Source organism: Albidovulum salinarum (assembly GCF_025673475.1).
Taxonomy (GTDB): Bacteria; Pseudomonadota; Alphaproteobacteria; order Rhodobacterales; family Rhodobacteraceae; genus Albidovulum; species Albidovulum salinarum.
The window spans coordinates 1-1,589 of the sequence record NZ_JAOVQO010000059.1 but is presented as its reverse complement, the minus strand read 5'-3'; the positions used below and the strand labels follow the sequence as shown (position 1 = coordinate 1,589).

The following is a 1,589-nucleotide window of genomic DNA, read 5'->3' as shown; positions in this document are numbered from 1 at the left end:
TTCATCGCGGGGTCGAACCAGATCGTCAGCGACCCACGGCGCTTGAGCGCTTCGTTATAGGCTGGCCAGTTCGAAGTCTTGTAGATCGCGGGTGTCGGTCTGCTCATGCCACCCACCTACCACGCTGAATTCACGAGATGAATCCCTCTCGGGATTTATACAACACAGCCGAACCTTCTCCGAAGATTGAGGGTAACCGCCAGCGCCACCCACGGCCGCGCGCTGCGCTGCGCCGAAGGCTCCGCGCGCGGCCTCCTACACCACACCACTTAGCGTAATCGACACGCCCCATCCGCGGCCTTCTTCCTTGCAGGATGGGATCTGTCTCTCCGGCACTCTGCCGGAGCCTGAGCAGGGAGGACGCAATGGGAATGTTTGCAGCGCTGGACGTGTCGCAAGAGGAGACGGCGATCTGCGTGGTGCGTCGGGATGGGACGCAGGTGGCTGAGGCGAAGGTGCCGACCTGCCCGGACGCGATTGCCGACTGGCTGACGGAACGAACCGAAGGCCTCGAACGGGTCGGCATGGAGACCGGCCCGCTGGCCGTCTGGCTCTGGAACGCGCTGACGGAGCGGCAGGTACCGATCGTCTGCATGGATGCCCGCCACGCGAGCGGCGTGCTGAAGATGATGCCGAACAAGACCGACCGGCATAATGCCCGCGGTCTCGCGCAGATCGTCCGCACCGGTTGGTTCAAGGCCGCGCAGATCAAGAGCCATGATGCCTATGTCAACCGGGCGATGCTGACGGCGCGTGAGGCCCTGGTCGGCATGCGTGTCAGGCTGGAGAACGAGATCAGGGGGCTGCTGAAGACCTTTGGCGTCATGTTCGGCAAGCGGGTTGGCGGGTTCAGGCGCCGGGCCGCGGAGATCATCGAAGGCGAGTTGGCAGTCGCCCCGGACCTCGTGCCGATCTTCGAGGCGCTCATGCGGGCGCGCCGGGACATCCTGGCCCGCATTGCCGCGCTCGACAGCCGGAGATCCGGTCAATTGCCAAGCGGCATGCGGCCGTCCGCCTGCTGATGACAGCGCCCGGCGTCGGACTAATTACCGCCATGGCGGTTGTCGCCGCCTTCGATGATGCCTCCCGCTTCCGCCGTTCGTCCAGCGTGGGTGCCTATCTGGGGCTGACGCCAAGACGCTACGAATCCGGGGAGATCAGCCGGAACGGGCGGGTGTCCAAACGGGGAGACGGCTTCACCAGGAAGTGCCTGTTCGAGGCCGCGAACGCCATCTTCTGCCGAAACCTCGGCGGCCCACGGCTGCGGGACTGGGCCAAGGCGATTGCAGAGAGAACCGGTCCGCGCAAGGCCAAGGTCGCGCTGGCCCGGAAGGTGGCGGTGACCCTGCATGCCATGTGGCGCACCAACACGCCCTTCCGGGAGGTCGTGATGGCGTAGAGCTCGAATCTGATCCGACGCTGATCTTCAGCGCGACCGAATGCGTCCAGCCGGGACGCGCGGCTGATCCTCCCCCAGTGAAGTGGTCCGCCGTTATGTTTAGGAGAACGGAGGATCGACATGGCTACGAAGCGGCACAAACCTGAAGAGATTGTCATGAAGTTGCGGCAGGTTGAGGTGCTTGTCGGGC

At 64.6% G+C, this 1,589-nt stretch carries 2 protein-coding genes and 1 pseudogene; 2 read left to right on the top strand and 1 reads right to left on the bottom strand.

The annotated features are described in order from the left end of the window. Positions 1 to 107, bottom strand: a pseudogene (locus tag OEZ60_RS22090) (IS5/IS1182 family transposase); the annotation flags it as partial. 264 nt (positions 108 to 371) lie between these two features. Between OEZ60_RS22090 and OEZ60_RS22085 the strand changes: the two are divergent. After that, positions 372 to 1,022 carry an IS110 family transposase gene (locus OEZ60_RS22085; protein WP_263341017.1) on the top strand — a complete coding sequence of 217 codons (651 nt, stop codon included), beginning with the start codon at positions 372 to 374 and terminating at the stop codon, positions 1,020 to 1,022. 32 nt (positions 1,023 to 1,054) lie between these two features. Continuing rightward, positions 1,055 to 1,399, top strand: coding sequence for a transposase (locus OEZ60_RS22080; RefSeq protein WP_263341014.1), 345 nt, complete (start codon positions 1,055 to 1,057; stop codon positions 1,397 to 1,399). Positions 1,400 to 1,589 lie beyond the last annotated feature (190 nt).

Coding starts and splice junctions, on each gene's coding strand:
- OEZ60_RS22085 (WP_263341017.1), top strand. CDS start 372: ATGTTTGCAGCGCTGGACGTGTCGCAAGAGGAGACGGCGATCTGCGTG.
- OEZ60_RS22080 (WP_263341014.1), top strand. CDS start 1,055: ATGGCGGTTGTCGCCGCCTTCGATGATGCCTCCCGCTTCCGCCGTTCG.